At 42.8% G+C, this 26,408-nt stretch carries 28 protein-coding genes, 1 tRNA gene and 1 pseudogene; 18 read left to right on the top strand and 12 right to left on the bottom strand.

Annotation, left to right across the window (positions count from 1 at the left end):
* The first annotated feature begins 24 nt into the window (after window positions 1-24).
* The 3 genes from ACQY3H_RS06430 (at window position 25) to ACQY3H_RS06420 (ending at window position 3,207) form a co-directional block, all read left to right on the top strand.
* Window positions 25-1,233 carry a pyridoxal phosphate-dependent aminotransferase gene (locus tag ACQY3H_RS06430; protein WP_428075755.1) on the top strand — a complete coding sequence of 403 codons (1,209 nt, stop codon included), beginning with the start codon at window positions 25-27 and terminating at the stop codon, window positions 1,231-1,233.
* The gene (gene pckA, locus ACQY3H_RS06425) at window positions 1,234-2,859 is read left to right on the top strand and encodes a phosphoenolpyruvate carboxykinase (ATP) (protein WP_428075754.1); all 1,626 of its coding nucleotides are present in this window, start codon (window positions 1,234-1,236) and stop codon (window positions 2,857-2,859) included. It begins immediately after the preceding gene.
* A gap of 90 nt (window positions 2,860-2,949) precedes the next feature.
* On the top strand, window positions 2,950-3,207 hold the full coding sequence (locus ACQY3H_RS06420; RefSeq protein WP_428075753.1) for an SWIB/MDM2 domain-containing protein: 258 nt from the start codon (window positions 2,950-2,952) through the stop codon (window positions 3,205-3,207).
* Between the two features lie 105 nt (window positions 3,208-3,312).
* Here the strand turns inward: ACQY3H_RS06420 and ACQY3H_RS06415 are convergent, their stop codons facing one another.
* Window positions 3,313-4,131, bottom strand: coding sequence for a radical SAM protein (locus tag ACQY3H_RS06415; protein WP_428075752.1), 819 nt, complete (start codon window positions 4,129-4,131; stop codon window positions 3,313-3,315).
* Window positions 4,132-4,212: 81 nt separating this feature from the next.
* On the opposite strand from ACQY3H_RS06415, the gene ACQY3H_RS06410 reads away from it, so the two are divergent.
* Window positions 4,213-4,965: a hypothetical protein gene (locus ACQY3H_RS06410; protein WP_428075751.1), complete on the top strand. Its 753-nt coding sequence runs from the start codon at window positions 4,213-4,215 to the stop codon at window positions 4,963-4,965.
* Between the two features lie 303 nt (window positions 4,966-5,268).
* Here the strand turns inward: ACQY3H_RS06410 and ACQY3H_RS06405 are convergent.
* Together ACQY3H_RS06405 and ACQY3H_RS06400 are read right to left on the bottom strand one after the other, a co-directional pair.
* A tRNA-Arg gene (locus ACQY3H_RS06405) sits at window positions 5,269-5,340 on the bottom strand.
* 42 nt (window positions 5,341-5,382) lie between these two features.
* Window positions 5,383-6,687, bottom strand: coding sequence for a Na+/H+ antiporter NhaC family protein (locus ACQY3H_RS06400; protein WP_428075750.1), 1,305 nt, complete (start codon window positions 6,685-6,687; stop codon window positions 5,383-5,385).
* 136 nt (window positions 6,688-6,823) lie between these two features.
* Here ACQY3H_RS06400 and ACQY3H_RS06395 point away from each other — a divergent pair, with 136 nt between their 5' ends.
* Both ACQY3H_RS06395 and ACQY3H_RS06390 read left to right on the top strand, forming a co-directional pair.
* A complete protein-coding gene (locus ACQY3H_RS06395; protein WP_428075749.1) occupies window positions 6,824-7,372 on the top strand; it encodes a hypothetical protein in 549 nt (182 codons plus the stop codon).
* 11 nt (window positions 7,373-7,383) lie between these two features.
* Window positions 7,384-8,817: a flotillin family protein gene (locus tag ACQY3H_RS06390; protein ID WP_428075748.1), complete on the top strand. Its 1,434-nt coding sequence runs from the start codon at window positions 7,384-7,386 to the stop codon at window positions 8,815-8,817.
* 78 nt (window positions 8,818-8,895) lie between these two features.
* Here the strand turns inward: ACQY3H_RS06390 and ACQY3H_RS06385 are convergent, their stop codons facing one another.
* The gene (locus ACQY3H_RS06385) at window positions 8,896-9,177 is read right to left on the bottom strand and encodes a hypothetical protein (RefSeq protein WP_428075747.1); all 282 of its coding nucleotides are present in this window, start codon (window positions 9,175-9,177) and stop codon (window positions 8,896-8,898) included.
* Window positions 9,178-9,279: 102 nt separating this feature from the next.
* Between ACQY3H_RS06385 and ACQY3H_RS06380 the strand changes: the two genes are divergently transcribed.
* From ACQY3H_RS06380 to ACQY3H_RS06370, 3 genes are all read left to right on the top strand, one after another.
* Complete coding sequence (locus ACQY3H_RS06380) at window positions 9,280-10,404, top strand: cation diffusion facilitator family transporter (RefSeq protein ID WP_428075746.1); 1,125 nt, start codon at window positions 9,280-9,282, stop codon at window positions 10,402-10,404.
* A 129-nt stretch (window positions 10,405-10,533) separates the two neighbouring features.
* Window positions 10,534-11,667: a hypothetical protein gene (locus tag ACQY3H_RS06375; RefSeq protein ID WP_428075745.1), complete on the top strand. Its 1,134-nt coding sequence runs from the start codon at window positions 10,534-10,536 to the stop codon at window positions 11,665-11,667.
* Window positions 11,668-11,678: 11 nt separating this feature from the next.
* Window positions 11,679-11,870, top strand: coding sequence for a hypothetical protein (locus ACQY3H_RS06370; RefSeq protein ID WP_428075744.1), 192 nt, complete (start codon window positions 11,679-11,681; stop codon window positions 11,868-11,870).
* Window positions 11,871-11,937: 67 nt separating this feature from the next.
* On the opposite strand, the gene ACQY3H_RS06365 is transcribed toward ACQY3H_RS06370, so the two are convergent.
* The gene (locus ACQY3H_RS06365) at window positions 11,938-13,455 is read right to left on the bottom strand and encodes a hypothetical protein (protein ID WP_428075743.1); all 1,518 of its coding nucleotides are present in this window, start codon (window positions 13,453-13,455) and stop codon (window positions 11,938-11,940) included.
* Between the two features lie 68 nt (window positions 13,456-13,523).
* Here ACQY3H_RS06365 and ACQY3H_RS06360 point away from each other — a divergent pair, with 68 nt between their 5' ends.
* Entirely contained in the window at window positions 13,524-14,768 is a 1,245-nt protein-coding gene (locus tag ACQY3H_RS06360) for a methyltransferase RsmF C-terminal domain-like protein (RefSeq protein ID WP_428075742.1), read from the top strand.
* 75 nt (window positions 14,769-14,843) lie between these two features.
* Window positions 14,844-16,022 carry an NAD-dependent dihydropyrimidine dehydrogenase subunit PreA gene (preA, locus tag ACQY3H_RS06355; RefSeq protein WP_428075741.1) on the top strand — a complete coding sequence of 393 codons (1,179 nt, stop codon included), beginning with the start codon at window positions 14,844-14,846 and terminating at the stop codon, window positions 16,020-16,022.
* 64 nt (window positions 16,023-16,086) lie between these two features.
* Here the strand turns inward: preA and ACQY3H_RS06350 are convergent, their stop codons facing one another.
* Entirely contained in the window at window positions 16,087-16,764 is a 678-nt protein-coding gene (locus ACQY3H_RS06350) for a M15 family metallopeptidase (protein WP_428075740.1), read from the bottom strand.
* A gap of 140 nt (window positions 16,765-16,904) precedes the next feature.
* Between ACQY3H_RS06350 and ACQY3H_RS06345 the strand changes: the two genes are divergently transcribed.
* Window positions 16,905-17,411, top strand: coding sequence for a hypothetical protein (locus ACQY3H_RS06345; RefSeq protein ID WP_428075739.1), 507 nt, complete (start codon window positions 16,905-16,907; stop codon window positions 17,409-17,411).
* A 48-nt stretch (window positions 17,412-17,459) separates the two neighbouring features.
* Here ACQY3H_RS06345 and ACQY3H_RS06340 read toward each other — a convergent pair whose 3' ends face one another.
* Window positions 17,460-18,119, bottom strand: coding sequence for a porin family protein (locus ACQY3H_RS06340; protein ID WP_428075738.1), 660 nt, complete (start codon window positions 18,117-18,119; stop codon window positions 17,460-17,462).
* A gap of 111 nt (window positions 18,120-18,230) precedes the next feature.
* Between ACQY3H_RS06340 and ACQY3H_RS06335 the strand changes: the two genes are divergently transcribed.
* On the top strand, window positions 18,231-18,659 hold the full coding sequence (locus tag ACQY3H_RS06335; protein WP_428075737.1) for a CC0125/CC1285 family lipoprotein: 429 nt from the start codon (window positions 18,231-18,233) through the stop codon (window positions 18,657-18,659).
* 49 nt (window positions 18,660-18,708) lie between these two features.
* Here the strand turns inward: ACQY3H_RS06335 and ACQY3H_RS06330 are convergent, their stop codons facing one another.
* Entirely contained in the window at window positions 18,709-19,284 is a 576-nt protein-coding gene (locus ACQY3H_RS06330) for a type IV pilin protein (RefSeq protein ID WP_428075736.1), read from the bottom strand.
* A 29-nt stretch (window positions 19,285-19,313) separates the two neighbouring features.
* Window positions 19,314-19,427, bottom strand: a pseudogene (locus ACQY3H_RS06325) (CatA-like O-acetyltransferase, family 2); the annotation flags it as partial.
* Between ACQY3H_RS06325 and ACQY3H_RS06320 the strand changes: the two are divergent.
* Entirely contained in the window at window positions 19,415-19,645 is a 231-nt protein-coding gene (locus tag ACQY3H_RS06320; RefSeq protein ID WP_428075735.1) for a DUF4402 domain-containing protein, read from the top strand. The pseudogene ACQY3H_RS06325 and the gene ACQY3H_RS06320 overlap by 13 nt on opposite strands.
* Before the next feature lie 100 nt (window positions 19,646-19,745).
* Here ACQY3H_RS06320 and ACQY3H_RS06315 read toward each other — a convergent pair whose 3' ends face one another.
* On the bottom strand, window positions 19,746-20,486 hold the full coding sequence (locus ACQY3H_RS06315) for an acyl-[acyl-carrier-protein] thioesterase (RefSeq protein ID WP_428075734.1): 741 nt from the start codon (window positions 20,484-20,486) through the stop codon (window positions 19,746-19,748).
* A gap of 128 nt (window positions 20,487-20,614) precedes the next feature.
* Between ACQY3H_RS06315 and ACQY3H_RS06310 the strand changes: the two genes are divergently transcribed.
* Window positions 20,615-21,589: a glycosyltransferase family 2 protein gene (locus tag ACQY3H_RS06310; protein WP_428075733.1), complete on the top strand. Its 975-nt coding sequence runs from the start codon at window positions 20,615-20,617 to the stop codon at window positions 21,587-21,589.
* Window positions 21,590-21,605: 16 nt separating this feature from the next.
* Here ACQY3H_RS06310 and ACQY3H_RS06305 read toward each other — a convergent pair whose 3' ends face one another.
* Window positions 21,606-22,433, bottom strand: coding sequence for an SDR family NAD(P)-dependent oxidoreductase (locus ACQY3H_RS06305; protein WP_428075732.1), 828 nt, complete (start codon window positions 22,431-22,433; stop codon window positions 21,606-21,608).
* Window positions 22,423-23,610 carry a radical SAM protein gene (locus ACQY3H_RS06300; RefSeq protein WP_428075731.1) on the bottom strand — a complete coding sequence of 396 codons (1,188 nt, stop codon included), beginning with the start codon at window positions 23,608-23,610 and terminating at the stop codon, window positions 22,423-22,425. Before ACQY3H_RS06300 ends, ACQY3H_RS06305 begins: the two co-directional genes overlap by 11 nt.
* Before the next feature lie 169 nt (window positions 23,611-23,779).
* On the opposite strand from ACQY3H_RS06300, the gene ACQY3H_RS06295 reads away from it, so the two are divergent.
* The 3 genes from ACQY3H_RS06295 to ACQY3H_RS06285 are packed head-to-tail and all read left to right on the top strand — an operon-like array spanning window position 23,780 to window position 26,407.
* Window positions 23,780-24,865 carry an MlaE family ABC transporter permease gene (locus ACQY3H_RS06295; RefSeq protein ID WP_428075730.1) on the top strand — a complete coding sequence of 362 codons (1,086 nt, stop codon included), beginning with the start codon at window positions 23,780-23,782 and terminating at the stop codon, window positions 24,863-24,865.
* Window positions 24,862-25,635, top strand: coding sequence for an ABC transporter ATP-binding protein (locus tag ACQY3H_RS06290; protein WP_428075728.1), 774 nt, complete (start codon window positions 24,862-24,864; stop codon window positions 25,633-25,635). The genes ACQY3H_RS06295 and ACQY3H_RS06290 overlap by 4 nt, the downstream gene beginning before the upstream one ends.
* On the top strand, window positions 25,616-26,407 hold the full coding sequence (locus tag ACQY3H_RS06285; RefSeq protein WP_428075727.1) for an MlaD family protein: 792 nt from the start codon (window positions 25,616-25,618) through the stop codon (window positions 26,405-26,407). The genes ACQY3H_RS06290 and ACQY3H_RS06285 overlap by 20 nt, the downstream gene beginning before the upstream one ends.
* Window position 26,408 lies beyond the last annotated feature (1 nt).

Below are 26,408 nucleotides of genomic sequence, written 5' to 3'. Positions count from 1 at the left end.
GTACAATGAAAACAGAGGATATTTATGGCCACTACATTAAGTAAACTTGCTACCGTGATTGGGGATTCCCCGACACTCAAAATCAACGCCGCTGCGCGTGCCCTAAAAGCCGCCGGCGAACCGGTGATTCACTTAGGCGGCGGAGAGCCGACCTATCCGGCTCCGCAAGCCGCAGTAGATGCAATTATTGCACAAGCCAAAACCCGTAAGATTAAATATTCACCTTCTTCGGGTACACCGGCTATGAAAAAAGCCGTTATCGGTTATACCGAGCGCCAATACGGCCGCACGTTTGAACCGGCTAATGTGTTAATTTCTGCCGGGGCTAAACAAGCGTTATTTAACTTTTTACTCGCCGCAGTAACCGAAGGCGACGAAGTCATTTTTGCCGCTCCTTATTGGGTCAGTTATCCGGAAATGATTAAAATGGCCGGCGGTACACCTGTTTGCGTGCGCCCGACGGAAGGCTTACAAGTTAAAGCCCAACAAATTTTAGATGCTGTTACGCCTAAAACGAAAGCCATTTTGCTTAACAGCCCGTGCAACCCTTCGGGTCAAATTTATAGCGAAGAATTTATCAAAACGATTGTGGAATTTGCCGAGAAAAATGATATTTTCCTCGTGATGGACGATATTTACCACCAACTCGTTTTTGATGGAAACAAAACTCCTAATCCGTGCAAATATGCCAAAGAAGGTAACAATATGGTTATCATCAACGGTGTATCCAAATTGTACGGCTTAACGGGCCTTCGTATCGGTTGGGCCGTATCGGCACGCAAGGATTTAATTGCCGCTATGGGCCGCATGCAAGCACAAAGCACTTCCTGCAATAGCGACTTGTCCGAAACGGCCGCTTGCGCTGCCTTAAACGGTGACCAAGGCTGTATTGCTGATATGTGCCGCGTGCTAGAGGACAACCGCAATACGTTGTTGGAAGAAGTAGCCAAGATTCCCAATATCAAGGTACAAAAACCGATGGGAACTTTCTACTCATTTGTAGATTTTAGTCACTATAACAAATCTTCGGCGGAACTCGCGCAGTTCTTGCTGGAAAAAGCGTTAGTGGCTGTAGTACCCGGGGTAGCGTTCGGGGCAGACGGATATTTACGCATCAGTTTCTGTGCGGATAAGGCTTCTATTATAGAAGGCGTACGCCGCATTCGCTGGGCGTTGGATAATACGCAACCCAATGAACTGAAAATCGGGGATAAAATTCTTAAGAGGAACTAAATGAAAAAAGTAAATGCAACACCGGACTTTTTTAAGCCCGACTTTGGATTAGAACACGCCGGCATCTGCACATCTAAAAATGTGTATTGGAACTACTCCACGCCGGCTTTGTACGAAGAATCACTTAAACGTGAAGAAGGCAACGTCGTATATGGCGGCCCGTTGTGCGTAAGCACCGGCAAACATACCGGTCGTAGCCCCAATGACCGCTATTTCGTGGAAACCCCCGAAATTGATGGTAAACTCTTTTATTGCAAAAGCAATAAAGGTATTAAAGCCGAATATTTTGATAAAATCTTTGCCAAAGTACAAAAATACGTCGCAGATAAAGACCTTTTTGTACGTGATGCCTATGTGGGCTCCAGCGAAGCGTCGCGCTTAAAAGTGCGTGCTATTACCGAGTGCGCTTGGTCTAACCTGTTTGTTAAAAATATGTTCATTGAACCCAAACAGGAAGAACTTAAATCGTTCGTGCCGGAATTTACGCTTATCTGCTTGCCCAAAATGCATGTAGATCCGACCACCGACGGTACCGTTTCCGAAACCGCTATTTTAATTAACTTCGCTAAAAAATTAGTACTCGTTATCGGTAGCGAATACGGCGGAGAAAACAAAAAAGCGTTATTCACGATTATGAACTTCCTCTTGCCGCAAAAAGGCATTATGACCATGCACTGCTCGGCCAACGTAGGAAGCAAAAACGACAGCGCCATTTTCTTCGGTTTGTCCGGTACGGGTAAAACCACCTTGTCGGCTGATATTACCCGCGGTCTCATCGGTGACGATGAACACGGTTGGGATGATGACGGCGTATTTAACTTTGAAGGCGGCTGCTATGCTAAAGTCATTCACTTAAGCCAGGAAGCCGAACCGCAAATTTATTCCACCACCCAACGCTTCGGAACGGTGTTGGAAAACGTCGTGTTTGACCCGCAAACGGGTAAATTAGATTTAGACGACGATACCTTAACCGAAAATACGCGCGCGTGCTATCCGCTTAACTTTATTGATAACGCGGTAGAATCTAAACGCGCTACCCACCCCAAAAACATCATTTTCTTAACGTGTGATGCGTTTGGTGTGATGCCGCCTATTTCCAAATTGACGCCCGATCAAGCGCTCTATCACTTTATCAGCGGTTATACCGCCAAAGTGGCCGGAACGGAAAAAGGTGTCAAAGAACCGACCAGCACGTTCTCTACGTGTTTCGGCGGTCCGTTTATGGCCTTGCACCCGTCTGTGTATGCGGAACTTTTGAAAAAGAAAATTCAAGCGCATAATGTGGATTGCTGGCTCGTTAATACGGGCTGGATTGGTGGTCCGTACGGCGTAGGCAAGCGCATCAGCATTAAATATACGCGTGCGTTGTTAAATGCTGCTTTAGACGGCAAACTCGCCAAAGTAGATTTCATTACCGACCCGGTATTTGGTTTCCAAATCCCGACGTCTTGCGAAGGCGTACCTTCGGAAATTTTGAACCCCATTAACTTGTGGAACAATAAAGAAGACTATATGGCGAAATATGAAGCACTCGCCCGGTCGTTTATTGAAAACTTCAAAAAATACGAAGACGGCTGCACCAAAGAAGTATTAGCCGCGGCTCCGAAAGTGAAAGTCGCCGCGTAAGTAATTTGAAAATGGGGGCTTGTGGGTTGTATAACAAGCCCCTAATATACTAGAATAAAGAAAATTAAACTAAATAGGAGATCTTTAAGTATGGCAAAAGCAAATGCAAAATTTATGGCACCTTTAACCCCCAGCGCTGAATTAGCGGCGGTAGTGGGAACGACGGCAATGCCGCGCACCGAAGTAGTCAAAAAAATGTGGGACTACATTAAAAAGAACGGTCTTCAAGATACGACCAACAAACGCATGATCAACTCTGATGCGAAATTGGCCCCGATTTTTGAAGGCAAAAAACAAATCAGCATGTTTGACATGAGCAAATACTTGTCCAAACACTTGTCTAAATAACGGTTATTCGTTTAATAGCAAGGCGGGAAAATATATATTTTCCCGCCTTGTTTATTTTCCCGGCAACACTTTAACAACTTCTGCCAATCATTCAGTATCAGTTTTTTAGTTTGTCTTTTTTGGGGATGAAAAAAACACGGAAATATCTAATTTTTCTGTTAGTGCATAGGATTTTATTTCTCGGGAGAGAGTTTCCCAATAGGTATGGTTGTTATGCATATAAATATCTATATATAACGGCAATGTTTGGGGATAATTATTCTCAATAAACGTTAATACACGCTTTTGGTAAGCCGGGCGCATATTCAAACTGTCCACATAATAGTAATCTGTATAGGGACGTGTTTGCTGAAGAATGTCTTTCCAATCGGTTATTCCCGGCATAAATGGGGCTATCATTACGCCGGTTCGTATGCCGTTTTCATGCAGTAATTTTAGCGCATCAATTTTGTCTTTAATCGGCGATGCTCCCGGTTCTGCCAGTTCTCTAAAAGTTTCATCTGCTGAAGAAAACGAAAACATGACGCTGCTGTTGTTGGCCAGTTCTTTAAGGATATCCAAATCGCGTATAACAAGGGCTGATTTTGTTAAAATGTGCACATAGGCTTGGCAATCTCTAAGTTGCTTAAGAATGTTACGGGTAATTTGAAATTCTCTTTCGTACGGGTTGTATGGATCTGTTACCGAACTTAATAGCACATTCGTATGAAATAATTGGATAGGACGAAAAGGTATATTACAAGTACGCACGTCTAAAAACTCGCCCCATGGTTCTTCATGTCCGGAAAATTTCCGCATATATTCCGCATAACAATAAATGCACTTATGCGTGCAACCGATATACGGGTTGATAGCATAATCTACTCCGGAGATTTTACTTTTAGATAAAAATGTTTTTACGGGAATATATGAAATGGTAACCATATAACCAATCTAATTATTTTTTGAATATGCCAAAAAATCTATGTATTATTATAATATATCATCTTATTTAAGGAGAAGTACATGCGAAAAATTGTATGGGTATTGTTGGGAATAATGACAGCCTTGCCGGGTTTTGGACAGTTGCAGAAAGTATGCCAATATGGCGTATTGCCGACGGATAACATTACGTCGTTAGAAGTTAACCCGTCCATGACGGTTATAGATGACAGCGGAAGTGTTTCTGCGTCACAGGTAACTTTTAAGGGATATCATGTAATTAACCCAAACTGGAACTGGGGGGTAGAAGTGCCGTTGAGTCGTTTTGAATCGCCTGAAAAATCGGTCAATGGGTTGGGGGATATCTTGTTTGCCATAACGTGGATGCAACCGGAAACCGACCGTAGTTTGGGGTATGGAGCCAAAATGGAGCTAATTACACCGACCGCTACCGATAAGCGCTTGGGTAGCGGCCAGTTGCAAGCCAGCCCATCGGTGTTTGGTGTCTGGACGAATGGCAGCGGTTTTTATGTGGCGTTAGGATATAAGCACTATGCATCTGTAATTGGCGATCATGCCCGCGAGGATATCAATTACGGACGTATCCGCGGGAATATCAGTTATTTGTCCGAAAATAAATGGTGGATACAAACAAATTGGTATTATTACCAAAATTTCCACGAAAGCGGCAAAATGGAATTTGTACCGGAAGTAGAACTCGGCACGCTGGTAAATGAAGGGACGGCCTTTTACATCAATAGCGGTACGCATGCGGCTGGAAACTGGAAGAGTAAAGATTGGAGCGTAAGTATCGGTTTTAAAGTGTTGTATTTGTAAAACTGAATTTTGAAAAGTGACTCCCGACGCAGACAAAGCAGTTTGTCTGCTCCGAGCCTACATACAAAAACCCCGCATAAAGCGGGGTTTTTATATTTGCGCTCGGCTATGTCGTCGGCCACAAGTCGCCTTGCTGACGCGCGGCGCTCGCGGCCCCGCCTCGCCATGCTCGCCTTTCGTTCATGCTTTGCAAGAACTCAAACTCGCATAAGGCTGCGGCTTTCGACTCCCGACGCAGACAAAGCAGTTTGTCTGCTCCGAGCCTACATACAAAAACCCCGCATAAAGCGGGGTTTTTATATTTGCGCTCGGCGGGAGTCGAACCCACATTTCCAGCTTCGGAGGCTGACGCTCTATCCATTGAACTACGAGCGCGTAAATCTATCTCTATTTTATCAAATTATGATTTCGTATGTATTAGATTTTGTCGCCGTGTACCGTAAATTTACGTGGCAAGTTTAGCCCAATGGCTATCAGCGCGCCTATCCCCAAAATATACGGATAATATAAGTACCGCATAATTTGCAACGGCGATATGCCCGATAAACTTGCTGCCATTAACAGTTGGGCTCCGTAAGGTAAAATGCCTTGGGTCACACACGAAAAAATATCTAATAAACTGGCGGCTCGATTAGGGGAAATATGAAATTTTTGGGCGATTTCTTTGGCAATCGGGCCCGCCATAATAAGGGCAATTGTATTGTTTGCGGTACAGATATTGGCAAAACTGACAACGGCCGCTAAACTTAATTCCGCCCCTTTCCGTCCGGTAATATGAGAGGTGCATGCGCGAATAATCCACGCGAGTCCGCCATTATAGCGCAAAAGTTCCAACATGCCGCCCGCTAGTAATGTAACAATAATCAGTTCCCCCATATTATTAATACCGGCACCCGTAGCACTTATCCAATCCCAGACGCTAAAAGCACGGCTGAGTACACCGATAAGCCCACACAATACAAGCCCACCTAATAATACTACCAGCACATTTACTCCGGCTACTGCGGCCAGTAATACAGCCCCATAGGGAAGAACATGTATCCAATTGACCGCTTGCGGTTCAAACGAGTGCGCCCCTTGGCTTCCAATCAAAATATAGAGTATAGTGGTGATAAGCGCCAGCGGCATCACAAGATTGAAATTGGTCTTGAATTTATCAGCCAGTTTGCATCCTTGTGTACGGGTGGCCACGATGGTGGTATCTGAAATCACGGATAAATTATCCCCAAACATTGCACCGCTGACCACTACGGCGCTCATGAGCGCCGGCGGTAACCCGGTTTGTTGGGAAAGTCCCGCCGCTACCGGCGTGAGTGCCACAATTGTTCCTACCGAAGTCCCCACCGAAACGGAAATTACACAGGCTGCTAAAAAAAGTCCTGCCGCTAACATGTTTCCGGGGACAATCGTTAAGGTTAAATTGACAGTGGCTTCTACCGCTCCCATGGCTTTAGCAGTTTGCGCGAAGGCGCCCGCTAAAATAAAAATTAGCACCATGAGCATAATGTTTTCATCGGCAGCCCCTTTGCAAAACCGTTCAATGCGGGCAGATAAGGTTGGCAGTTTCGTCATAGCGATAGCCACGACACTTGCCAGCACAAAGGCTACTGTAACGGGAATCTTGTAAAAATCTCCGGCAACAAGTGACAGCCCGACATAAGTAATCAAAAATACCGCTAGAGGCGTTAAGGCTCTTAAATGGGGAGTAGGCTCTTTTTTCATAGAAATTATATTGTAGCAATTTTTGGGGACATCTTTGATGTTTTTATCGTCGGGAAGGACTCTCGTTAAAAAAATACTTACTTTTTGAGTACAATGTGCTACAATAATAATATCTTCATTACTACTAGGAGAAATTATGGGAAATCCGATGGACTTTCAAACTATTTTATTTGCGGTGGCTTGTTTGGCCACTTTGTTGTTTGTGCTGAAATTGGTGTTGTTTATGATGGGGGGGGCAGATTCGGAAATTGATAGCGATTTTTCGTCGATAGATGATTCGGATGCTTCGTTTAATTTCCTATCTATTCAATCTGTGTTGGCTTTCTTTATGGGGTTTGGTTGGAGTGGTGTAGCCGCCATGCGCCAATTCGGCTTATCTACCGGAATGTCGCTGATTATAGCAATAGCGGTGGGGTTGTTCTTTATGTTTGTTTCCGCCTATTTAATGCGTATGACGAAAAAACTCAATAAAATCGTTAAGGTAGATTATAACGAATTGAAAGGACAAGTCGCCAAAACCTATACGGCATTTGCCCCAAAAGGCAAAGGCCAAATTCAAGTGACGTTAAATAAACGCTTGTCTATCGTTGATGCTACTAATGCATCGGACGAAAATTTGCCTGCTTTTACGGATGTTACTATCAACCAAGTAGAGCAAAATATCATTTACATTACTAAAAAATAAAGGAGAGTTAAATGGAAATCTTACAAGATAGTGCCTTAGTTAGTTTGTTAGTTACGTTCGGATTTCTTTTCTTGGCGGTGATGGTTTTTGTCGCTCGCCAATATAAAAGATGTCCCTCCAACAAAATCATCGTGGTCTATGGTAAAACCGGCGGTAATACGACGGCCCAATGCGTGCACGGCGGCGGTACGTTTATTATCCCGCTCATACAAGATTACGGGGTGCTTTCGTTGGAGCCGATGACGACGGATATTGATTTGCGCGGTGCGCTTTCCAAAGGGAACATCCGTGTAGCCGTACCGACGACTATTACGTTTGGTATTTCTACCCGTGAAGGTATTATGATTAACGCCGCCGAACGTTTGCTCGGCCTAAGCAAAAATGAAATTATTGCGCAAGCCAGCGATATCATTTTAGGGCAGTTACGTTTGGCCATTGCCACGTTAACCATTGAAGAAATCAACCAAGACCGCGAAAAATTCTTGGAACTCATTAACGCCAACGTCAATACCGAGTTAAATAAAATCGGTTTGGAAATTATCAACGTCAACATTAAAGATATTACCGATGAATCGGGCTATATTGACGCTATCGGTAAAAAAGTAGCCGCCGAAGCCATCAACAAAGCCAAAGTGGACGTGGCCCAACAGGAAAAATTCGGTGCCGTCGGTGAAGCGGAAGCCAACCGGGATAAAGAAGTCCGCGTGGCGGAACAATTTGCCGCAACCCAAATCGGTAAAACCAACGCCCAAAAAGAACAGCGTATTAAAACCGCTACGTTGGAAGCCGGCGCAGTAGAAGGGGAAAACATTGCTAAAGCCAACATCGCCGAATATAACGCTACGTTAGCCGTCAAACAGGCTAATGCCTTGAAACTCGGGGAAGTGGCCAAAGCCAATGCCCAACGCGACGTGTTACTCGCTCAAAAAGAACAAGAAGAAGCGCGCCTTAAAAAAGAAGAATTGGCCCGCCAAGAAGTAGAAAAATTGAAAGTACAAGTACAAGCCGACGCCGAAGCCGAAAAGCAACGCCGTATCGCTTTGGGGCAAGCCGATGCTATTAAAGCGCGGTACTTCGCCGAAGCAGAAGGTGTGCGTGCGGTATTGGAAGCCAAGGCTCGCGGGTACGAACATTTAATCGGTGCTACGCACGATAAGCCGGAAATTGCTACCAGTCTTTTGATGATTGAAAAGATTGAAAATATCGTAGCCAAGCAAGTGGAAGCGATTAAAAATATTAAGTTTGATAAAATTACCGTTTGGGACGGCGCTGCCGGTTCCTCTAAAGGTTCTACGACGGCTAATTTTATGCGCGATTTGATTAAATCGCTCCCGGCGATGCATGATTTAGCCCAACAAGCGGGTATTGAACTACCGCAAGTGTTAGGCAAAGTTGCCGACGGAGAACTCCCGACGGTTAAACCGTCCGCTCCGCAAGGCAAATAAATCAAATACGTTCATTTGAAACACCCCCGGGGAATCTCCCGGGGGTGCTTGTTATTATAAAAATGGAAGAAATGATTATTATTTAACTTTCATTTTTTCAAACACGAGGAAATCATACAATTCTTCGGGGGTTTCTATTTCTTCCTCGTGATTGTTTAGACGTACCGTTGCTTGTTTCTTCCCAAAATCATTATCTTCCATCCACCAGCGTAACCATGTTTTTCCTTGTGGAGTGGATGGACAATCCATGACGCTTTCCAACACACAAATTAAACCGGCATATACGGCAGTATGTTGCAGTTGGTTCTTTTCACTTTCCAACGCGTGAATTGCCTTTACAAAAAGATTTTTATCTATCATGTTGCTCTCCTTATCTGTTTTGGAAATTTTATCAAAAAAATCTATTTCAAGCAAAGGAATTATATAATAGGATGCCTGATCTTAATGTGATAAAATATACATATGACTACCATAACTGATACGCTGACGCGGGAAAAAATCATTGTAAGGACAAGTATTATCGGTATTGCAACCAACCTACTGCTGGCGTCGTTCAAAGCTGCCGTGGGGGTTTTGGCACATTCTATTGCCGTGATATTAGATGCGGTCAATAACTTGTCGGATGTGTTATCTTCGCTTATTACGCTTATCGGAGTTAAACTGGCCAACAAAGCCCCCGATAAAAAACATCCGCTGGGGCACGGGCGTATTGAATATATTAGTGCTATGCTTGTGTCGGCGATTGTGTCCTACGCAGGGATTGCGGCACTTGTGGAGTCGGTAAAAAAGATTTTTCATCCGCAAATTCCTATTTATTCAGAGAGTTTTTTTATAGTTGTCGTGGCGGCTATTGTGGTGAAATTAGTGCTTGGCCGGTATGTCAAAAGACAGGGGCAAAAAGTCAGTTCCGGGGCACTTGTAGCGTCGGGAGCAGATGCTTTTTTTGACGCGATATTGTCCGTTTCCGTTTTGGGTTGTGCCATTATTTATGTTTTATTTCAGTTTTCATTAGAGGCCTATGTGGGGGTGGGTATTTCTTTGGTTATTATCAAGGCCGGTCTTTCTATGTTGCAAGAAACCCTGCATGATATCTTGGGCCAACGGGCAGATACTAAAACAACGCAACTGGTCAAACAAATTATCGGCACCGAACCCGAAGTTCGTGGCGTGTATGATTTAATGATTAACAATTACGGTCCGAATAAAAATTATGCGTCCGTACATTTGGAATTGCCTGATACCATGTGCGTGGACGAGGTGGACCAGTTGACCCGTCGTATTGAAGAAAAAGTCTATCACCAAACGGGTATTATTTTAACGGGTGTCGGTGTCTATTCGTATAACACAAAGCAGGGCAAAGCCGCACAACTGCAAAATGATATCCAAGGAAGGGTGTTGGCGCACGATTGGGCGTTGCAATTACATGGTTTCTATGCAAATATAGAGGAAAAAACCCTTCGTTTTGATGTGGTGCTCAGTTTTGATATTTCCCCACAAAAAGCCGTAGAAATATTACAAAGCGAAATCAAAACCGCTTATCCGGACTATGCCATCCAAATCGTGCCGGATGTGGATATTTGCGACTAAAAATCGGATTTCTTTATCAATTGTAGTTTTCTTTTTTGAAACTTTTCCCTATACAAAAAATTAAGACGACAAGGCGATGTCTGCGCGGATTGTTAGACTAATAGTATCTTAAATCAAGGAGACTAAATTATGTCAACAACACCGCAAAATGTCTTAACGCTCATTGCTCAAGAAAATTACTTGGATGCGCAACAACAAATAAAAGAACTGATTGCGCAGTTTCCTCATCAAGAAGAGTTATACCAACTGTATGGCTATTGCGCCAAATGTATAGAAGATATTTGCGAAAAAGAAGCGTGGGAAGAACCCAAACCCGCATCCAAACCGTTAGAACCATGGGAACGATGGCGTCACGAAGCCCAATTGTTAGCCGATAAGGGCGAATATAAAAAAGCCGCCACGTTGCTGGGACTTATATGGGATGGACCGGATATCATAAAACATAATCCTTATTTGCCTATATCACTTTCACGCCAGCCGCGTGCGATTTTATTGCAAGATAGGGCATGCTGCTTATTTTTGCTGGATAATAAGGACGGCGCTAAAACAACGTATGCGCGTGCGATCGGTGTGGAATTAGACCAACTACACCCGGATGATCCCGAACGTATTGATTGTCTGCTTAAGTTAAAAAAATATGATGAAGTATTCCGCTTATTTGATTTGGCCTTGGCACATCTGTCTCGGCCGGAGCAGCACGATATGTATTATAAGCGCTATGCAGTATATAAGCAATTAGGCAATAGTACGGCCGCTAGGCAAGATTTGCAAGAGGCCCTTGGCAGTTTGGAAGCGGATATCGCCGCGCGCCCGCTATTTTATTTGTTGTATTATACGCACGCGGCGTGGCTGATAGAAAAAGGCGATTTGAAAAAAGCGTTACTGGAAAATGCCAAAGCCATTGCTTTATGGCCCGATTTGTACCAATATCACTTACAACGTGCCGAAATTTATGCCCGTTTAGGGCGAACGCACGAAGCACGCGCGGAACTCGCCTTGGTGGAACAAGGAACGCTACGCCGTGTGGATGAGTGTCGGCCGTCTGAAAAAGCCAAAATTTATGAGTTGTTGGGCGATTTGGACAAGGCCGAAAAATTATACCGTTCGGAACACGTCCGTATTTTAACGCGTTATGAGCAGTTGTATGCTTTTTATGAACGTCATAACCGTAAGGACGATATCGTCAAATTGCGCCAAATCCAACGGCAAGAGCCGTACTTTCGCGACCGCGTGTGCGAACAGGAAATATTAGATTTATTTTAAGGAGAGAAACTATGGAATATATTTTGGTTATTTTAGTAACGTGTCTTATTCTGCTTATAGCACAACGCTGCGTGCCGGCCCCGCGGCAAAAGCAAGCACAGTGGCTGGGCGTGTGTTTGCTATCAGGCATGGCGTATCAGTTGGTCATAGCCCCGTTTCGCGTGGCGCGTATATGGTATGATTTAACGCATTTGTTGGGTTAGACACAGCCGTGCGAAATGCTATAAACAGCCCCGGGCTAATTTGTCCGGGGCTGTCTGTATTAGGGCTTTAGATGCACTTGTTAAAGTCCGACTCATTTGTCCAAGTTAATGGAGGACAAGTTGGATATTGCTTGCAAGGTTGTTCACATAAGCAAAATTCACAAGTAATAGGGTTGGATAAATTTTTTTCATTTAATGTTGGATTCCACTGGATAAGTTTGCCATAATACTTAAAAGCACATCGGATAACGGTATTGATTTTCGTGGAACTATAACTTGTCCCCGGATGTGTGGGCATAAGAACTAAACAATGTTTTCCATTATAATCTAATACAGTAAAAGGAATATTGTATTTTGAATCCTTTTCTTCTTGTTTTGTATAGGAAATATGCAAACGGGGAATGAAATATTTTCGTTTCTTCTTTTCTGGCATTTTGCGTAACGTAATCGTCGGATCTTGCAAACCAAGTATGGGGAGTTCATCTTCTTTTCCCCATGTAATAATAATATCGGGTTGATGTTGTATTACAATTTCGGCAAAAGCCCTTAATGCCTGTGCTATTTCTCCGGCGGAATTATTCATTTTATAGGGCATACTGCGTTGGTAAAAATTAGTAAATAATACATGATTCCAAACTTTAGGAGAATCATTACTTTTATGATTGAGAGCCTTGCGAAAATTATTGTGGCTCGTGGAGTCCGTTTCGCTTTGTTTGGTGTAATTGTACATTTGCCGTTGTGTTTTATAATGGCAAATCGGCATTTGTTCACAGAAAGTGCATTTTATTTCTTCCTTTTTACAACAAGGACACCAAAATTTTTCATGCATGTGACATTCGAGATGTTCGTCTGCTTCTTTGATAAACCGGTTAAAATTTTGTGCAAAAGTTACGAGATCGTCCACTTGTTCGTTACGGGGTTCTCCCCATAACGAACATATAGTCAAAATTTTCTCAATAGCCATACACAAATGTAAATCGTGAGAAGATAAATTAGAGATTATCCTCTGTAGCGGTTTTGTTTGGTCGGCTAGCGTTTTCAAATCTTTCTGAATTTCCCCAAAGGCCTGCTGTAATGCTTGCGTATGTATATGTTTTAAGAATGTAGTTGGTTCTGTGCCTTTATTTTTAGCATATAAGGTGTTGTATTCCGGTAGGTAATACAAAACATACAATTTATCTTGATAGGGAGTGTTCCCTCTACTTGATGGTATCTTTCTACGAATAATAAGATGTTTAATAAAATTCCGAATTTTACCTTTGTTATTTATATCTTCTAACTCGGTTAAGATCGTTTTATCTAGAATTTCTAGGTCAAATTGTTGCTTAAAGTTGTTGCCTGCACAATCTTCACGCGATTCGCAATAATGTTCTTTGCCCAGTACTTCTAATCTTAAAGGGCGATAATTAACGGGGATATTTTGGGCTTCTTGGAGCGTATTACTTTCGTCGTAATAATACCATTTTTCATCTTCTTTATTAAAAAAGATTAACCGGCCGTCCGGGGCAAAGTTAATGCCGTCTCCATAGTTCTTACCTACCCACGGATAAAAAAAGACATCTTGGCTGTAATTTTGAATGGGCATAAATCTCTCCGTATGTTTTATTATACAAAAACCTCTTTTCTACAAGTAAATAATTGTAAAATAATACTATGTTACCGCAAGAATTTACTGATTATACTTCCGCATTATTCGGCCCGGAGCGTTGGCAACGCTTTTTACAAGCGTTTGAGCAAGAGACTCCCGTCAGCGTTCGGTTTAACCCGTTTAAGTACCATGGCGAGCCGGTTTTTGAATCGGCTACAGCGGTGCCGTGGTGTAAGGATGGCTATTGGCTTAACGAACGTCCGAATTTTACGTTAGATCCGCTGTTTCATGCGGGCGTGTATTATGTGCAGGAAGCCGGATCTTTATTTTTAGATCAGGTGCTTCGCCAATATGTTTCGTCACCTGTGTTAGCGTTAGATTTGTGCGGCGCCCCGGGGGGGAAATCTACGCTCATGCGTGCCGCTTTACCACAAGGTTCTATGCTGGTGACCAATGAGCCTGACCGCCGACGCGCTAACATTTTATTGGAAAATATGCTCAAGCAAGGGCACCCCGATGTGCTTGTGACGCATAATCAGCCGTATGATTTTACTAAAACAAAATGGACGTTTGATATCATTTTGACGGACGTTCCTTGTTCGGGGGAAGGGTTATTTCGCCGTGATAGTAACGCCGTTAGCGAGTGGAGTATGGATAATGTCCGTTATTGCCAAAAACGCCAACGCCAAATTTTACAGGATATTTGGCCTTGTTTGCGCCCGGGGGGACTGCTTATTTATAGCACCTGTACTTTTAACACGCAGGAAAACGAAGAAAACATACGTTTTATTGCTGAAGAATTAGGGGCGGAAATTTTACCGGTGGCGGTTGACTCCGCGTGGCAAATTACCGGCTCTTTACTTGAAAATTGGGCCAAACCGGTGTATCGGTTTATTCCCGGCGTTACAAAAAGTGAAGGACTTTTTATGGCCATACTTCGTAAAAACGGCGTACCGTACAGCCCCGCCTTGTTGCCCGCTTCCGCGCGCAAACACGCGCAATCTAACCCACTTATTCATTTGCTGTCCGACGGGCTTGCCGCGCCCGAACAAAAGGGTAAGGAACTTATTCCTTCGGCGGCGCAAGCCCTTTCTCTAAACCTGTCAATGCAGTACCCGCGCGTGGAATTATCATTGGAACTAGCACGTCGCTACTTGCACCGCGAAAGTTTAGTTTTGCCGCCGGATACACCTAAAGGGTTTGTGGCGGTAACATATCGGGGATATGCGCTTGGCTTTATGAAAAATTTAGGCGAGCGCGCTAATAATTTGTATCCCAAAAATTGGGCGATACGAAACTTGCAGATTTGAATGGAAGCGAAAAAGTTTTTACATATTATCTGTAAATTGATACAATAAAACGAATTTACTGTGCGAGGTCTTTTTATGACGAACACTTTACGTACTTCTTTTTTAGGAATTGATTTTGACAATCCGTTTTTGCTTGCTTCCGCGCCGCCGACGGCTTTGATAGAAAGTATTGACAAGGCCTTTGAAATGGGATGGGGAGGAGCCGTTCTTAAAACCATTACGCCCGACGATTTGGAAATGAACGAGGCCAGCCCGCGTTATGCCGTTTTGCAAGATAAAAAACGCATTATCGGGTTTCAAAATATAGAATTATTAAGTCATCAAACGGTTAAGTATTGGTGTGATGGTATTAAATTTTTAAAACACAAATACCCTAGTAAAGTAATTGTTGCCAGTATTATGTCTCCGGTGAATAAAGATGCTTGGCAAGACTTGGTAAAAGCAATCAATAATACACCTGCCGATGCGTTTGAACTTAATTTTTCCTGCCCGCACGGTATGCCGGAAAAAGGAATCGGTATGGCTATTGGTACAGATGCGGAAGTGTCTGCCCAAATTACCACGTGGGTAAAAGAAGTGGCTCAAAAACCCGTATTTGTAAAACTTTCACCCAATGTTACCGATATTGCCCGTATTGCCCGCTCTGTGGAGCATGCGCGCGCTGACGGCTTGGCCGCTATCAATACCGTACAAGGGTTTATGGGGATTGACATCAACACGTTTCAACCGATGCTTAATGTCAACGGCAAAACTGCCTATGGCGGTTGTTCGGGAACGATGGTCAAACCGATAGGGCTTCGGTGCGTGGCCCAAATTCGCCAAGCAAGTTCCCTGCCTATTTTAGGGATGGGGGGAATTTCTACTTGGGAAGATGCCGTCCAATATATGGCGGTCGGTTCGGATGCCGTACAAGTATGTACGGAAGTCATGCTAAACGGATATAAGGTTATCGGGCCGATGGTAAAAGGGTTGAAGACCTATTTGAATGAAAAAGGGTTTAAGGAAGTGCGGGAACTGAAAGATAAGGCCATCTCGCTGCTTTCTTCGCATAAACAATTGCAAAAAACGCCGTTATCTTATCCGCAACTTAAGCACGATGTCTGCGGTCGTTGCGGCAAATGTGTAACTATTTGTATGGAATCGGAACATCAAGCCTTGCGCTTGGAAGACGGTTATATTGCGGTAGATAAAACGCGTTGCGTGGGATGCGGTTTGTGCCGGTTTGTTTGCCCCACCGGTGCCATTTGCAATTAACCGGGCATTTCTCATAAAAAAACCGCTCCTTACAATGTGTAAGGAGCGGTTTTTGCTTGATTGTTTATTCTACATCAAAGTTAAAATATGTATCTTTATACGGTTCATCTTTCAAGGTAAAATGCCACCATTCGGAGTCTAATGGATTAAACCCTGCTTTTATCATGGCATCGCGTAAGATTTTCCGGTTTTTCTTTTGTTTCTTCGTTATTTTTTTATAATCGGGGTGGGAAATTTCCGAGAATAAATCAAACGTGCCGCCCATATCCACAAATGAGCCGTCTTTTTTAATAATCGTCAAATCAACGGTGCTACCGCGGGTATGGCCCGATTTTGCCATAATGTAATTTCCGGCGAGTAAATCCGATTTTTGCAAGGCGGGATAAAAAGTTTTATCGCCCGGATCAGTAGGATTATTGATCCACGCCACAAAATTATCTACGGCTTTTTGCGGGCGGTATGCGTCCCAAATTAGCAAGCGGTATCCTTGCGCTCTTAAATCATCGGCGGCTTTGGCCAGTGCCGCTAATGCTTCTTTAGTCAGGTAAGCGCGGGGGGCTTTGTAACCGTTTATTTTATTCCCCGTAAAATTGTTGGGGGAATAATAGCGGATATCATAGGCAGCGTCATCAATGACGGTACTGATTTGGGCAAACCCGGTTTTGTCGTACGAAATAGTATCGGCCAATCCGGGGAGTAAACTACCGGCAACGAACATAAAAGTGAATAATAGTTTTTTCATCGTATTTTCCTCTTGAATCAGATGTTTGTATCCTCCATATTATACCAATCTTTGATAAGCAGCCCCCTTGAAATATACTCTTAAAACGATTATACTATTAAAGTCCTTTATGAAATATTTATGGGATCAAGGAGAGAAATATGAAAAAAACGATGATGTTATTTGCCGTTATGTGTTTGGCAAGTATCGGCTTTGCACAAGTTTTTGACTTCGATCGTGTATTGAAAAAAGAAGTAACAGAACCTGTCTGGTTTACGTCGTTTCTTAACAATGCGCAACTGGTTGATTTACCTTCTTATGCGACTTACAAGCGTATTGTAGTGTTTGAGCCTGAAGTACAAGTGGATGGAGTTGTTCTTCAATTCAAACCTACCAAGAAAACGACACCGACTAAATTAAACGTGTTATTGGATGGGCCCCGTGGTATCCATATTGAGTATTGGGCACAGCATCCGGTTCAATTCGTTTTGATTCCAAACGGGGAAACACTTGTCCAAGACGGAAATGGTCGGGAATATACGTCGTCTTATTTGGTTCAGATGCGTTGGAATGAACCGAAAGAGCAAGTACGTTATGTCAAAGGCAAAAAAGAGGTGACGTATGTTGCCGGTCCGGAGCATAGAAAATATATTGCAAAAGTATATTAATGCAACTAAGTATTTATAAAAAAGCCCCGCTTCGGCGGGGCTTTTTTATTAAAAGCGTTTGCTGATGTTGATATTAAATGTTAAATACTCGTATCGGCGGTTGCCGTCTCCGTGGATAGGAGCGGGGGCTTGTCGCGTGATTTTATCGGTGTCATACCAGAAGGTATTATAACGCGCTTCCACGCCCCAACTCCAACCTGAATGTCCGACGTCAAATTCCAACCCGGCCCCGATAAATAGCCCTAAAGACGTATTGGTTTTTTTGTTTGTATAAGAATTTCCGAAATAGTGGATATCCAAACTTTGCCGGGCAATGGTTGCGCCCGCACCGAGCGGTATATAGAAACGGATGCGGTCGGCCGGGTTGGCCGTATAACGCGCCGATAACATTAAATTGACTAAGTGGACGGAATCTTCTAACTGGTTGGAAGAACTAAATGTCAAATTCGCCCCTTCAAAATCCCCGAAGGAAAAATCGGCTCCGAGACCTAATCGGTCGGTTAATAAATAATGATAAGAAAGTCCGATTTCCGTCCCGCCGGTTCCCCAATCGGCTCTGGCATCCGTGGAAGAGTAGGTAATGCCGGAATTTTGTAACTGAAATCCGATGCCGCCTCTTACATTGACGAGATGTTGCCCTTGTTCCAACTGAGCAAACACCGGTAGTGCAACTAATATGCTTACTACAATAAGTCCTATTTTTCTCATAAATATCCTCTCATTTATTATAATAATTCAACCATAAAATACTCAATATATCAGATAAAACCGTCAAGTATATGTTTGATGAATGTGTTACAATACTACAAAGGAGAAATGATGAAAAAAATATTTTTGATGATGTGTGCTTTGGCATTACTGTCCGCCTGTGCTACTCCGTACAAACAGGCCAAGAAAGAGACGTCTAACGGCTTTTTTGATACAAAATTGCAAGACGGTATGTATGAAGTTCTCTTTAACGGCAACGAGAATACTTCCGCCCGCAAAGCCAACGATTTTGCGCTCTTGCGCGCGGCCGAAGTTTGTTTGGAAAACGGTTACCAATCGTTTGAAATCGTGCGTAAAACGGAAGATTTTACGGAAAAAGAAGTGGATACCGGTATCAAAATTTTCGGGGGGACGCTTTCCAGCCTCGAAAATGCCGAGCCGAAAATTACGCTTGTCATTCGTTGCTCTAAAAAGACGGATTTGCTTTATAAAGCCCAAGAACTTAAGACGAATTTACGAGAGCGATATAAGTTAAAATAAACCGTCAAAAAGCCCCGCTTCGGCGGGGCTTTTTTATGTCTTATGGAAACTAAAATGCTAATTCATATTTGCGGGATGTTCCGCTTTTGCTGTAAAATTCGCCGTCCATGATATCTACACAATAAGAACCTTCTTTCTTTTTATACTTGAATTTCCCGGAGTTGTTTTCTATGCAAGCCAACTGTTCCAAGGGGTATTGTATCCCGTCTTTACGTTCCAGTTGCATAAAGAACCCGGATCCGGCATAAGGCCCGGAAATGCGTCCGACGGAAATAGAAGGATTTTTTCCTTTTTCTAACTCAATAGACCAGTTACCGTTTTGTATGGCTTCGGTGTTATAATACCCAAAACAAGGCGAATTGTTGTTTTGCGCACAGGTGACAGGATCCCCTTGAAACGAAAAATCTAATTGGTCCAACGAATCGGCAAATGTGCCATGTTGCAACTGATGTACTTTTTCAGCATGGTATAAAGAACGCAATAACGCAATGGCTTGAGAAGCGCGCGAATGTTCTATTGCTTTTTGATATTCTACGACACCAAATGAAGCCAAAACACCAATAATCAATATAGTGACTAAAATTTCTAAAAGAGTAAATCCCTTTGCATTATTTATTGTTTTCATATGTTTTCCTGTTTTTTTATTATAGCATATCAATATTGGACGTGGTTAATTTCTTGTTGTAAATTGGCTAGAAATTGTCCGGCATGCGCCCCGTTCATTTGTGTATGATGAAATTGAAAGAAAACAAGTAATGTATAGCGGAATAACCGCTACTTCTTACTCCGTGTCTTTTGCATCGGCGTCAATCACGATTCAAAAGCAGGGCGGTAGCGAAACAATGCCCGTAGCGCTCACGTTAAGTGATACTTCTGTAACGGGTGTGGCCACGAAGGACATCTACGTAGGTGGTACCTTAACCGTAGGCCCGAACCAAGCCGAAGGACAATATGAAGGTTCCTACACGGTGAACGTAACTTACTAAGCAACAGGTTGTTTTGAAAACACCCCCTTATCCGGGGGTGTTTTTTTATGTGGAAAAATAAGAGACCGAGCGCAAAACGCAACGGCGCGTGATGATATCGTTACATCCAGTCACACTTAATCAAACACAAATCTTCCTGTGTTTGGGCATGCAGAAGGGCGTGCAAGGTAGTGTTCTCATCCAACTTTTGTACTTTGCTGATAAGTTGCTCGCCGCATTTAATTTCTTTTTTGAAAACGATATCTATATTTTTCAATTTTTTTCCATGTTTCCAATCGTATGGTAACGGCTCTATGGCCCATACAATATAGTTACCGTTATTGGCGTGCATGTTGACATCAATATCGTTATAACGCACCTTAAAAGTTTCTTCGTAATCGGTTTGCGTGAGCGGGGGAATTTTTCCGAATTTCAAATCCGTATCGTTAGGTACGAATTTGATCATATTGGCATTATCTTTTAGAATTTCACCCACGTGGGCAATAGCCAACGTGTCAGTGTGAACAAGTGCCCAAATGCTGGATGCTCGTCCGCAGGGTTTCCCGTCAGCCAATACTTCAAAATTACGATAGGCAAACATCCGGTTATATCCGCGGGGCTCTGTGTGAATCGTTAATTGATTGACGTGGTGGGGGTATTCGGTAAATTCAATGCGATATTTTAACAAAATCCACATCAGTTTTTGCGGATAAATGGCAGAATACCCGAACCCTAAACGTTCGGCGCTTTCCGCCGCTAAATCTTGGAAGAAATTCAGTAAAGAAAACGGTTTTAAGGTACCATTGCAGTCGCTATCCGAGTAGCGGATATGTAAAGTTTCTTTCAGCATTAAATCGTTCATACAAATCTCCTTACAAGTAGTATATAAAATATATTTTACGTGTGTCGGTAAAAGTCGGAATAAATATATCTGAAGTACAAAAATTTTGTAACATAATACAAAGCATAAGTGTAGATAAGGAAAAATATATGCTGCCTTTGGAAATATACTTAATTACCTATAACCGGAAAGATTATTTGCAGCGTACGCTGACGCAGATCTTGGCGGCTCATTCGCCCGTCAAATCGTTTCCGATTACGGTTTTAGATAATGCTTCTATGGACGGCAGCAGCGAACTTATTCAAGAATTTGTTGCCAAACATCCCAATCTTACTCATATCCGTCATGAAAAAAATATAGGTGGAAATGCCAATATCTGTAAGGCATTGGGGTTGGCCCGCCAAAAATATGTTTGGGTACTGGCGGATGATGATACGTATGATTGGTCCGCTTGGAGTGAAGTAGAGCAGGCAATAGAAAAAGAGACAGATTTTATTTTAGTGTCTAAAACATTTTCTGTGCCAAGACCCTTGACTGATTTTGAAGTGCTTAACGAAATGAGTTTCTTGCCGGGGGCCATTTTTAAGACGGAATATATTACGGATGAAGTGTTGCAAGTTGCTTATAACAATATTTCCAATTCGTTTCCGCACTTGGCGTTAGCGTGCTATTTGTTTAATGAACACAAGACGTACCAAGTAACAAGTCAAAATATAGTCCATCAAGGTTGGGACCTGAAAACCAATTCCCAAGTTCATATGACACGCGGTATTAAGCGGTTTGTTCATTATCGTTTTAAGACACCGTCTTTGTTCACCTGTTTAATCAACTCGTTTCAATTGTTAGATGACCGGAAATTACGTTATCAATGTTGCGGGCATATCTTTACGGGCCATTCCTTTTTCTGGGCGATGATATACTTTTTTGTGGAAAATAGATTTTCCGTTTATAACTGCTCGGATATTTTTTGGGGAATCAGCCTGTGGCAAAAAATTATTTTTATGCTGGCGTTCGGTTTCTATTTGGTGGGAATTCTTCCGCTTAAAATTTTGTTGGGAAGCCGCTTTGATCGGTTTATTCATGCCTTGCGGACGGCCAAACGTAGAAGAGAGGGGAAGATCTAATCAGCCAACTGCCAGCTTAACCCCACATGGATTTTTTTGCAAAAAATCGTCCCAACAAATAATCGTGCCAAATAATCTTAAAAAATTCCAACGAATAAGGTTTTACATCTAGAGGGATGCGTTTTCCGTGGCGAAAATAGCATCCGGTGGGCGGAGTGGAAACAGTTAGAAAACAGGCCTTGATAACGGAAAGAGCCCCTTGCTCGGCTGTATAAGCGGCGTTGTGTCCGCCCATATCGGTTTGACACCAATCGGGGCAAACCGCGTTGACATAAATCCCCTTATCTTTGACGGCTGCCGCCAGTTTTTTAGTAGTCATAATTAAAGCCGATTTGGAAGGGGCATAGCCGATTTGGAAATCTTTGTTGGCATTTGCGTCCCAAAATTCTCCCGCGCCGGAAGCCACGTTCACCACCCGGGTGCCTTTGCCCATAGCCGGTAAAAAGTGTTTTAAGGTGAAGATAGAAGCAAATACATTGGTTTTATAAATAGTTTCCAACATGTCGGCAGACGATTCCAAACTTTTACAATAGGTATCGTTATCCGCGTGCCAATCTAAATTAACGCCTGCATTATTGATAAAAACATCCAATGTTTCATTTTCATCTTTCAGTTGTTGATAAGAAAGAAATGCTTGTTTAACGGAGTTTTCATCCGACACATCTATTTGAATCGGAATGATAGCGTCTTTATGATCTAACAACGCAATTGCTTGGCGAGCCTTGGCAATGTCTCTGGCTCCCATATATACTTTCCAGTGTTGCTCGGAGAATTTTTTGCATAGTTCCAAACCAATTCCCCGGTTTCCACCGGTAATAAAAACCGTTTTTAATTTATTGGTCATTGTTTTTTCTCATTTTTCCCAATTTTAACCGAATTAGTTTAAATAGGTTGGCCCCTTTGGCAAAATTGATATAAAAACAGAATTTCCGCCACATTAAATAAAATTTAGGCAAGTTGCAATATCGGCTGCCGTCTTGTTTAATTAACTGCGCATAGGCCTTTCGGGTGCGGGCGGAGAACTCGGCAAACCGGGGATCTCCTTTCATATCGTCCGACTGAATATATACAGATAGCGAGCCGTATTTTTCCAATAAGTACCACATGCGTGCGGCAAAATCTACTTCTTTTTGAGTTACTTGTTTGTCCCCGTAATAAAAATTGGGGCAGATATACACCCGGGCCGGGCGGATGGTACACATGGCAAATACAAAGCCGCGCAAATCATCTTCGGTTGTGTTTTCGTCGCAAAGAATATATTTCAAAAATAGTTTTGTGGTACCGCTTTGTTGGTAGCGCAGGCAGTTTTCAAGCACCTGATAGTATGCATCTGCCCCGCGTACCTTTTTGAAAGTGGCCGGTGTGCCTGCATCAATGCTAGTGGTTAAAAAGATTTTATTGGCTTTTAATGCGTTATAAATCGCCGGGCTATATTTGACCGCGTTGGAAAAAACAGCCACCATGCCTATCTTATATTTCAGCAAGTAGTTAAGCAGTTCTTCAAAATTAGGCAGTAGCGTCGGCTCTCCGCCGTTATATTCAATCCACTCGCCTTTTTTAAGTTTGCCTTTTTTTCTGAATAATTCAATAAAATCAATAATGTTGTTGTAGACCGGCGGTCTGAAATCGTTTTGTTGGGTAAAGGAACAATACGAACACCGTAAGTTGCATTGGGTGAAGTGCTGGATATTAAATCCCGAACTTAACGCCAATCCATGCCCGCCCAAATAATCAAAACTGATATTTTTATATTTCGTCTTATACTTTAACTGACAATGAGCGCAATCACCGATGTCTTTATTGTTCCAACCGTTTAATGCCTCAAACAATTCCCGGCGGCGTTGCACGACTAAATCATACGTTACTTTTCCCTGTTTCATTTCATCCGCAGATAAAATTAACGGAGATTGATACGTGTTAGCACAACAACAACGTACTCCGTCAATTACAAAACGAACGCCGGATTCTATATATTTACAAGAAAGGACTGTCTGTTCGGGATCTATTTGACGTTGGGCCATATGGGGCGCTCCTAATAAAAAATGATACTACATTGTACTTATTCTGTTGGCGTAATAGCAACCGCTTTCGTCTTGCCGGGGATACTCTTGCGGGCCGAACCCTATATAAGAAGCCATGGCCTCAAATACAAAACTTCTATTTTGCGCTGATAACTGCTAAAATGTTTGTATGGTTGAAGTAAAAACACAGAGCGATACTGTCATTTGCACGTTAGAAGGTGTTTTGGATGGCACAGAACACATTGAATTGTCTTCGTCGCAACTGGATAATAAGAAAATAAAATTGGTGGGGAAAAATATTGAATCGTGGAACCCCGATTTTGTCATTACGCTTTTCAACGCCTTAAAGCATATTTCTAAAGATAATATCACTTATTCGCAGTTACCGGAAGGAATGGAAGAACTTTTACGCTTGGCGTTTCAAACTCCCGCTAAAGAAACGGAAGTTTCTGGCCCGAAAGATTCTTTTTTGGAACGTATCGGACAGGGGGGAATTATTTTTTGCCGTTGCGTTAAAAAAGGCGGAACGTTTATTTATGAATCGCTATCTTCATGGGGAAGGCAAATCGTCGGGAAAGCAGTGTACCGCAGTAAAGATTTCTGGATGATTCTGGCCGATTGCGGCCCCAAATCTATTTTTATCGTATCACTCATTAGTTTTATGGTGGGGCTCATTTTGGCTTTTGTGGGAGCCATACAACTTAAAACCTTTGGAGCACAGGTTTATGTGGCTAGTTTGGTTACTATCGGTATGACGCGCATTATGGGGGCTATTATGACGGGGGTTATTATGGCCGGCCGGACAGGGGCCTCCTACGCGGCCACCATCGGTACTATGCAAGTCAACGAAGAATTGGACGCCTTGCAAACTATGGGAATTTCACGAACGGACTTTTTAGTGTTGCCCCGCGTAAATGCACTGCTGCTTTCTATGCCTATTTTGGTGTTGCTGTCGGATTTCATGGGTATTTTGGGCGGATGTTTTGTGTGCGTGGTATTTTGGGAAATTCCGTTGGGAGAATATATTAAGTATACCGTCAATTCTTTTAACATAACGAATTTTTTGGTGGGCGTTTTCCACGGAATTGTGTTCGGCTATATTATTGCGTTATGCGGGTGCTATTTTGGAGTACATTGCGGACGTAATGCCGATAGCGTAGGCGCGGCCACTACGCATGCGGTGGTATATGCTATCGTATGGATGATTGTTATGACGGGACTGCTGACGGTGATTTTGCAAGGGTTAGGAATATGATGAAACAAAATTCAATAATCCGTGTAGAAAATCTGAGCATTGGTTATGAAAATAAAATAATCATGAAGGATTTGTCCTTTGATATTCCCAAGGGGGATATCTTTATTATTATGGGCGGTTCCGGGTGCGGAAAAAGCACGCTGTTACGCACACTGACCGGGCTGATCCCTGCACTAAACGGGCAAATTCGGATACATGACACTGATTTTATAAAGGCCGGCCGGAAAGAAAAATTGGAAATTATGAAGCGTAGCGGTATTTTGTATCAAGGCGGCGCCTTGTTTAGTTCTATGACGTTAGCGGAAAACGTGGCCCTGCCCTTGCAGCAATATACTTCATATTCCCAAGATAAAATCAACCAAATTGTATCGTTTAAGTTGGCGTTGGTGGGGTTGGCCGGTTATGAAACATACTACCCTTCCGAAATCAGCGGCGGTATGCGTAAACGCGCAGGGCTGGCGCGTGCTTTAGCGTTGGATCCCGAAATTGTTTATTTTGACGAGCCGTCTGCCGGTTTGGACCCCATCAGTTCTAAAAATTTAGATGATTTGATCTTACAAATTAACGCGACATTAGGCACTACTATCATTGTAGTTACGCATGAATTGCCTTCCATTTTTGCTATTGGGAAAAATAGTATTTTTTTAGATAAAACCGTTCAAACTATTTCGGCAAAAGGAAATCCGAATGAACTCTTAAAAAATCCGCCCAATCGGCAAGTTTATGAATTTTTAACAAGAGGAGTTAATCATGAAAAAAGAACCAAATAAAAAAGCGATCGGATTGTTTCTGGTCATCGGTTTTATGTTGTTTGTAGGCCTAATCGGGCACTCTGTGTTTCATAAAATACACGCAGACGCAAAAGACGTTGTGGTAATGTATTTTCACGAATCGTCACAGGGCCTGACGGAAGGCTCCCCGGTGTTATTCCAAGGGGTGGAAGTCGGTAAAGTGACGCGTATTATGTTGGTAACCGATAGAAACAATATGCAGTTTAATGTGGCGGTCTATGCTCGCATTAAACAGGTGGGAATTATGAGCGACGGTTCCATTTTGACACAATTTTGGAAAAAGGAAAATTTATTGGGTAATTTGATTAACCGGGGCCTGCGGGCGCGGCTCGCTACCCAAAGTTATCTGACGGGCCAACTGATGATTGAATTAGTGATGTTGCCGGATACGGAAGTTAAAATGGAATATCACAAAAACGATCGTTTCGCACAAATTCCGACCGTTTTTTCAAAAAAAGAAGAATTAGCGCGCGGACTTAACAGAATTCAAATTCAAGAAACGATCGCGCAATTTAACCATGTAACGGAAGTGCTGGGCAGAGAATTGCCTATCTTGTTACCCGCTTTAACAAACAGTTCTAAAAATTTAGATCAAACATTGGAAAGGGTGGCGGATAGCAGCGAGGAAACACTTTCCAATCTAAATGAAACGTTGCACGAAGTTTCCGAAGCGGCACGGTCCGTTCAGAATTTAGCGGATTATTTGGAACAACATCCGGAATCGCTTATCAGAGGAAAAAAAGGAGAATAAT

It is taken from the genome of Candidatus Avelusimicrobium luingense (genome assembly GCF_902757105.1).
Lineage (GTDB): Bacteria > Elusimicrobiota > Elusimicrobia > Elusimicrobiales > Elusimicrobiaceae > Avelusimicrobium > Avelusimicrobium luingense.
The sequence above is the reverse complement of the archived record's forward strand: the minus strand, read 5'-3'. Positions and strand labels throughout refer to the sequence as shown.

What these genes read in the sequence shown, in the direction of transcription:
- ACQY3H_RS06430 (WP_428075755.1), top strand. Translation starts at nt 25, where the DNA reads ATGGCCACTACATTAAGTAAACTTGCTACCGTGATTGGGGATTCCCCG.
- pckA (WP_428075754.1), top strand. Translation starts at nt 1,234, where the DNA reads ATGAAAAAAGTAAATGCAACACCGGACTTTTTTAAGCCCGACTTTGGA.
- ACQY3H_RS06420 (WP_428075753.1), top strand. Translation starts at nt 2,950, where the DNA reads ATGGCAAAAGCAAATGCAAAATTTATGGCACCTTTAACCCCCAGCGCT.
- ACQY3H_RS06415 (WP_428075752.1), bottom strand. Translation starts at nt 4,131, where the DNA reads ATGGTTACCATTTCATATATTCCCGTAAAAACATTTTTATCTAAAAGT.
- ACQY3H_RS06410 (WP_428075751.1), top strand. Translation starts at nt 4,213, where the DNA reads ATGCGAAAAATTGTATGGGTATTGTTGGGAATAATGACAGCCTTGCCG.
- ACQY3H_RS06400 (WP_428075750.1), bottom strand. Translation starts at nt 6,687, where the DNA reads ATGAAAAAAGAGCCTACTCCCCATTTAAGAGCCTTAACGCCTCTAGCG.
- ACQY3H_RS06395 (WP_428075749.1), top strand. Translation starts at nt 6,824, where the DNA reads ATGGGAAATCCGATGGACTTTCAAACTATTTTATTTGCGGTGGCTTGT.
- ACQY3H_RS06390 (WP_428075748.1), top strand. Translation starts at nt 7,384, where the DNA reads ATGGAAATCTTACAAGATAGTGCCTTAGTTAGTTTGTTAGTTACGTTC.
- ACQY3H_RS06385 (WP_428075747.1), bottom strand. Translation starts at nt 9,177, where the DNA reads ATGATAGATAAAAATCTTTTTGTAAAGGCAATTCACGCGTTGGAAAGT.
- ACQY3H_RS06380 (WP_428075746.1), top strand. Translation starts at nt 9,280, where the DNA reads ATGACTACCATAACTGATACGCTGACGCGGGAAAAAATCATTGTAAGG.
- ACQY3H_RS06375 (WP_428075745.1), top strand. Translation starts at nt 10,534, where the DNA reads ATGTCAACAACACCGCAAAATGTCTTAACGCTCATTGCTCAAGAAAAT.
- ACQY3H_RS06370 (WP_428075744.1), top strand. Translation starts at nt 11,679, where the DNA reads ATGGAATATATTTTGGTTATTTTAGTAACGTGTCTTATTCTGCTTATA.
- ACQY3H_RS06365 (WP_428075743.1), bottom strand. Translation starts at nt 13,455, where the DNA reads ATGCCCATTCAAAATTACAGCCAAGATGTCTTTTTTTATCCGTGGGTA.
- ACQY3H_RS06360 (WP_428075742.1), top strand. Translation starts at nt 13,524, where the DNA reads ATGTTACCGCAAGAATTTACTGATTATACTTCCGCATTATTCGGCCCG.
- preA (WP_428075741.1), top strand. Translation starts at nt 14,844, where the DNA reads ATGACGAACACTTTACGTACTTCTTTTTTAGGAATTGATTTTGACAAT.
- ACQY3H_RS06350 (WP_428075740.1), bottom strand. Translation starts at nt 16,764, where the DNA reads ATGAAAAAACTATTATTCACTTTTATGTTCGTTGCCGGTAGTTTACTC.
- ACQY3H_RS06345 (WP_428075739.1), top strand. Translation starts at nt 16,905, where the DNA reads ATGAAAAAAACGATGATGTTATTTGCCGTTATGTGTTTGGCAAGTATC.
- ACQY3H_RS06340 (WP_428075738.1), bottom strand. Translation starts at nt 18,119, where the DNA reads ATGAGAAAAATAGGACTTATTGTAGTAAGCATATTAGTTGCACTACCG.
- ACQY3H_RS06335 (WP_428075737.1), top strand. Translation starts at nt 18,231, where the DNA reads ATGAAAAAAATATTTTTGATGATGTGTGCTTTGGCATTACTGTCCGCC.
- ACQY3H_RS06330 (WP_428075736.1), bottom strand. Translation starts at nt 19,284, where the DNA reads ATGAAAACAATAAATAATGCAAAGGGATTTACTCTTTTAGAAATTTTA.
- ACQY3H_RS06320 (WP_428075735.1), top strand. Translation starts at nt 19,415, where the DNA reads ATGTATAGCGGAATAACCGCTACTTCTTACTCCGTGTCTTTTGCATCG.
- ACQY3H_RS06315 (WP_428075734.1), bottom strand. Translation starts at nt 20,486, where the DNA reads ATGAACGATTTAATGCTGAAAGAAACTTTACATATCCGCTACTCGGAT.
- ACQY3H_RS06310 (WP_428075733.1), top strand. Translation starts at nt 20,615, where the DNA reads ATGCTGCCTTTGGAAATATACTTAATTACCTATAACCGGAAAGATTAT.
- ACQY3H_RS06305 (WP_428075732.1), bottom strand. Translation starts at nt 22,433, where the DNA reads ATGACCAATAAATTAAAAACGGTTTTTATTACCGGTGGAAACCGGGGA.
- ACQY3H_RS06300 (WP_428075731.1), bottom strand. Translation starts at nt 23,610, where the DNA reads ATGGCCCAACGTCAAATAGATCCCGAACAGACAGTCCTTTCTTGTAAA.
- ACQY3H_RS06295 (WP_428075730.1), top strand. Translation starts at nt 23,780, where the DNA reads ATGGTTGAAGTAAAAACACAGAGCGATACTGTCATTTGCACGTTAGAA.
- ACQY3H_RS06290 (WP_428075728.1), top strand. Translation starts at nt 24,862, where the DNA reads ATGATGAAACAAAATTCAATAATCCGTGTAGAAAATCTGAGCATTGGT.
- ACQY3H_RS06285 (WP_428075727.1), top strand. Translation starts at nt 25,616, where the DNA reads ATGAAAAAAGAACCAAATAAAAAAGCGATCGGATTGTTTCTGGTCATC.